The following is a 5,125-nucleotide window of genomic DNA, read 5'->3' as shown; positions in this document are numbered from 1 at the left end:
CGGCGGGCACACCGGGAACGGCGGTCACGGGCAGCGCGAGCCCCGCGAGCACGAAGAACAGGCACCGCCAGGGCCGCGCCGAGCCCAGGTGGGCGAGCGGGTGCCGCGCGGCGGCGCGCACGTCCGCCGCGTACGTCCGTACCACCTCGCCCTCCGCCGCCTCGCGCACCCGCGCCCGTATCTCCACGGCCTCCGCCCCCGCAGCCATCCGTCCACCCGTCGCCCCGCGTCCACCGCCCCGGCACCCGGTCAGCCTAACGACCACCAGAATCCGTGCCCTCGCCATGAATTCGTGTCCCGCGCGATTCAAGCCGTCCCCCGTGGGCACCCGGTCCCACGTTCCGGGCGGGCCCGGGCCGTGTGGCGCGCCACCCGCCCGGGGCCCGCCCGCTCGCCGGACCCCGGGCCGCCGGGGATCGTCGGGAGGGAGGGAACCGTCCGGCCCCGGCCGGAGCCGCCGTTACGGGAGTACGCGATGGGTCTGCGCACCTGGATCACCGACTGGCCGGTCTACCGGCAGCTCACCGGCACCGACCCGCTCGGCCGGGGGCATGCCGCGCGGTCGCCCGTGAGCGAGCGGCTGCGGCCCCGTACCGCGAGCGCGGACCGCGTCGTGGGCTCGGTGTGCCCGTACTGCGCCGTCGGCTGCGGGCAGCAGGTCTACGTCAAGGACGACAAGGTCGTGCAGATCGAGGGCGACCCCGAATCGCCCGTCAGCCGGGGCCGCCTGTGTCCCAAGGGCAGCGCCTCGCTCCAGCTCACGACGGGCTCGGCGCGCCGCCACGAGGTCCTCTACCGCAGGCCGTACGGCACCGACTGGGAGCCGCTCGACCTGGAGACGGCCATGGACATGGTCGCCGAGCGCGTCATCCGCACCCGCGAGGAGACCTGGGAGTGGGAGCGCGACGGAGTGCGCACCGCGCGCACGATGGGCATCGCGAGCCTCGGCGGCGCGACGCTCGACAACGAGGAGAACTACCTCATCAAGAAGTTCCTCACCGCGCTCGGCGTCGTGCAGGTCGAGAACCAGGCCCGCGTCTGCCACAGCTCCACCGTCTCCGGGCTCGGCACCTCCTTCGGGCGCGGCGGCGCGACGACGTTCCTCCAGGACCTGCGGCACAGCGACTGCATCATCATCCAGGGCTCCAACTTCGCCGAGGCCCACCCCGTGGGCTTCCAATGGGTCATGGAGGCGAAGAAGCACGGCGCGAAGGTCATCCACGTCGACCCCCGCTTCAGCCGCACGAGCGCCCTCGCCGACACCCACGTCCCGCTCCGGGCCGGCACCGACATCGTCCTGCTCGGCGCGCTCATCAGCCACGTGCTCACCGAGGAGAAGGACTTCCGCGAGTACGTCGTCCACTACACCAACGCCGCGAGCCTCGTGAGCGAGGACTTCCGCGACACCGAGGACCTCGACGGGCTCTTCTCCGGCTACGACCCGGACACCGGGCGCTACGACCCGCTGAGCTGGCAGTACGAGGGCGTCGAGGTGCAGGAACCGGCAGGCGACCCCGACGCGCTGTACGAGGAACGGGCCCGCAACTACGCGGGCTCCGAGGCGCACGGCTCGGGCGGCGCCAAGGCCCCCGGCAGCCCGCCCCGCGACGAGACCCTTCAGCACCCGCGCTGCGTCTACCAGGTGCTCAAACGGCACTTCGCCCGCTACACGCCCGAACTCGTCGAGGAGACGTGCGGCATCCCGCGCGCCCTCTTCGACGAACTGTGCGAGGCCGTCACGAGCAACTCGGGCCCCGAGCGCACCACCGCCTTCTGCTACGCGGTCGGCTGGACCCAGCACACCGTCGGCTCCCAGTACATCCGCGCGGCGAGCATCCTCCAGCTCCTCCTCGGCAACATCGGCCGCCCCGGCGGCGGCATCATGTCGCTGCGCGGCCACGCCTCCATCCAGGGCTCCAGCGACATCCCGACCCTCTTCAACCTGCTGCCCGGCTACCTGCCCATGCCGCACGCCCACGCGCACCAGACCTTCGACACGTTCATCGAGGCGAGCCGCACGGACAAGGGCTACTGGGCCGACATGCGCGCCTACATGGTCAGCCTCCTCACCGCCTGGTTCGGCGAGGCGGCGACCGAGGAGAACGAGTGGTGCTTCGGCCACCTGCCCCGCCTCACCGGCGCGCACAACACCTACGAGACCGTCATGGCCCAGCTCGACGGCACCTGCAAGGGCTACTTCCTCATGGGCGAGAACCCCGCCGTGGGCTCCGCCAACACCCGCCTGCAACGCCTCGGCATGGCGAACCTCGACTGGCTCGTCGTCCGCGACTTCAGCCTCATCGAGTCCGCCACCTGGTGGCAGGACGGCCCCGAGATCGAGACCGGTGAACTGCGCACCGAACAGATCCCCACCGAGGTCTTCTTCTTCCCCGCCGCCGCGCACACCGAGAAGTCCGGGTCCTTCACCAACACCAACCGCTGGGTGCAGTGGCGGCACGCCGCCGTCGAACCCGAGGGCGACGCGCGCAGCGACCTGTGGTTCATGTACCACCTCGGCCGCCGCGTCAAGGAACGTCTCGCCGCCTCCACGGACCCGCGCGACAAGGCGGTCCAGGACCTCACGTGGGACTACCCCGTCGAGGGGCCGCTCAAGGAGCCGTTGGCGGAAGCGGTCCTCGCCGAGATCAACGGCCGGGTACGCGGCGACGGGCCGCTCTCCGCGTACACCCAGCTCAAGGACGACGGCTCCACCTCCTGCGGCTGCTGGATCTACTGCGGCATCTACGCGGACGGCGTCAACCAGGCCGCGCGCCGTCCGCCCGCCACGGAGCAGGGCCCGGTGGCGGGGGAGTGGGCCTGGGCCTGGCCCGCCAACCGCCGCATGCTCTACAACCGCGCCTCGGCCGCGCCCGACGGAACGCCGTGGAGCGCGCGCAAGAAGTACGTGTGGTGGGACGCCGAGGCCGGCGAGTGGACCGGCGACGACGTGCCCGACTTCCCCGCGGACCTCGCCCCCGGGCACGTACCGCCCGACGGCGCCGAGGGCGCCGCGGCACTCGCCGGGGACGACCCGTTCATCATGCAGGCCGACGGCAAGGGCTGGCTCTACGCCCCCGCCGGTCTCGACGACGGGCCGCTGCCCACGCACTACGAGCCGCAGGACTCGCCCTTCCGCAACCCCCTCTACGGCGCCGTCTCGCGCGCCCCCGCCCGCAAGGTCTTCTCCCGCGAGGGCAACCGCTACCACCCCAGCGGCGAGGAACCGGGCAGCGACGTCTACCCCTACATCCTCACGACCCACCGCCTGACCGAACACTTCACGGCGGGCGGCATGAGCCGCTGGTCGCCCTATCTCGCGGAACTGCAACCGGAGTTCTTCTGCGAACTGTCGCCGGAACTCGCGCGGGAGCGCGGCCTCACGCACGGCGGCTGGGCGACGCTCATCACGGCCCGCAACGCGATCGAGGCGCGCGTCCTCGTCACCGAGCGCATGAAACCCCTGCGCGTGCACGGCCGCACGATCCACCAGATCGGGATGCCCTTCCACTGGGGCCCCAACGGGGTCGTCACGGGCGACGCCGCGAACGAACTCATGGCGATCAGCCTGGACGCCGACGCCCACATCCAGGAGGACAAGGCCCTCACCGCCGACATCCGCGCCGGCCGCCGCCCCCGCGGGCCCGCGCTGCCCGCCCTCGTCGCCGACTACCGCCGCCGTGCCGGCATCACCGCGCACACCGGCACCGAGCACCCGCACGCCGAGGAGACCCGATGACCGACACCGCACCACGCGCCGAGAGCCTGCTCTCCGGTCCCGAGCCCGACCCGGCGGGGGACGCCGGCTACGACGCGCACCCGCCCCGCGTCGGCTTCTTCACCGACACCTCCGTGTGCATCGGCTGCAAGGCATGCGAAGTGGCGTGCAAGGAGTGGAACACCGTCCCCGAGGACGGACTGAGCCTGAGCGCCATGTCCTACGACAACACCCAGGACCTCGGCGCCTCGACCTGGCGGCACGTCGCCTTCGTCGAACAGGCCCGCCCCGTCGAGGTCACCGAGCCGCCGGGGCCCGGCGACCGCACGAGCCTCCCGCTCGCCGACCCCGCGCAGGGCCTGCCCGCCCAGGGGGTGCGCTGGCTCATGTCCTCGGACGTGTGCAAGCACTGCACGCACGCCGCCTGCCTCGACGTCTGTCCCACCGGTTCCCTCTTCCGCACCGAGTTCGGCACCGTCGTCGTCCAGCAGGACATCTGCAACGGCTGCGGCTACTGCGTCAGCGCCTGCCCCTACGGCGTCATCGAGCAGCGCGAGGGCGACGGCCGCGCCTTCAAGTGCACGATGTGCTACGACCGGCTCAGCGCCGGGCAGGAACCCGCCTGCGCCAAGGCGTGCCCCACCGAGTCCATCCAGTACGGGCCGCTCGACGAACTCCGCGAACGCGCGGCGCTGCGGGTCGACCAGCTCCACGAGGCGGGCGTCACCGAGGCCCGCCTGTACGGCCACGAACCGGACGACGGCGTGGGCGGCGACGGCGCCTTCTTCCTCCTCCTCGACGAACCCGAGGTCTACGGGCTCCCGCCGGACCCCGTCGTCACGACCCGCGACCTGCCCGCGATGTGGAAGCACGCGGGACTCGCCGCCCTCGGCCTGCTCACCACGGTGACCACGGCCCACGCCCTGCCCGCCGCCCTCGCCGCACTCCGGAAGGCCCGCCGATGACCGCCCCCGCCGAGAGCAGGCCGGAACGTCCCCGCCGCCGCAAGGGCAAGCGCGGCGAACAATTCGTCGTGCCCAAGGCGGAGTTCACCTCGTACTACGGGCGCCCCATCCTCAAGAAGCCGTCCTGGGCCGCGAGCGACATCGCCGGGTACTTCTTCCTCGGCGGTCTGGCGGGCGCGGGCTCCGTGCTCGCCGCAGGGGCCCACCTCACCGGGCGGCCGACGACGGCGAGCGCCCTGAAGGTCTCCTCGCTCGGCGCCATCGGGCTCTCCGCCGCCGCCCTCGTCCACGACCTCGGAAGGCCCGCGCGCTTCGTCAACATGCTGCGCGTCCTCAAGCCCACCTCGCCGATGAGCGTCGGCTCCTGGCTCCTGAGTGGTTACGGGGGCTGCGCGGGCCTCGCCGCGCTCACCGCCGTCGCGGGCCGGATGCCGCGCCTGCGGCC

3 protein-coding genes and 1 pseudogene are annotated in these 5,125 nt (G+C 72.7%); 3 read left to right on the top strand and 1 reads right to left on the bottom strand.

Going from position 1 to position 5,125, the window contains the following annotated elements; all coding sequences use genetic code 11:
- A pseudogene (locus tag G3I42_RS08825) lies at window positions 1-208 on the bottom strand (sensor histidine kinase); the annotation flags it as partial.
- A gap of 267 nt (window positions 209-475) precedes the next feature.
- On the opposite strand from G3I42_RS08825, the gene fdh reads away from it, so the two are divergent.
- The 3 genes from fdh to nrfD form a co-directional block, all read left to right on the top strand.
- Window positions 476-3,736 (top strand): formate dehydrogenase, encoded by a 3,261-nt coding sequence (gene fdh / locus G3I42_RS08820; protein WP_164284031.1) that lies wholly within the window; start codon window positions 476-478, stop codon window positions 3,734-3,736.
- On the top strand, window positions 3,733-4,680 hold the full coding sequence (locus G3I42_RS08815; RefSeq protein ID WP_164284029.1) for a 4Fe-4S dicluster domain-containing protein: 948 nt from the start codon (window positions 3,733-3,735) through the stop codon (window positions 4,678-4,680). The genes fdh and G3I42_RS08815 overlap by 4 nt, the downstream gene beginning before the upstream one ends.
- Window positions 4,677-5,125, top strand: a 449-nt coding sequence (gene nrfD, locus G3I42_RS08810; protein ID WP_203606555.1) for an NrfD/PsrC family molybdoenzyme membrane anchor subunit, incomplete at its 3' end; no start/stop codon positions are given. The genes G3I42_RS08815 and nrfD, both read left to right, overlap by 4 nt.

This window comes from Streptomyces sp. SID11385 (genome assembly GCF_010548245.1).
Taxonomy (GTDB): domain Bacteria; phylum Actinomycetota; class Actinomycetes; order Streptomycetales; family Streptomycetaceae; genus Streptomyces.
This window is presented reverse-complemented; position numbering and strand designations above follow the sequence as displayed.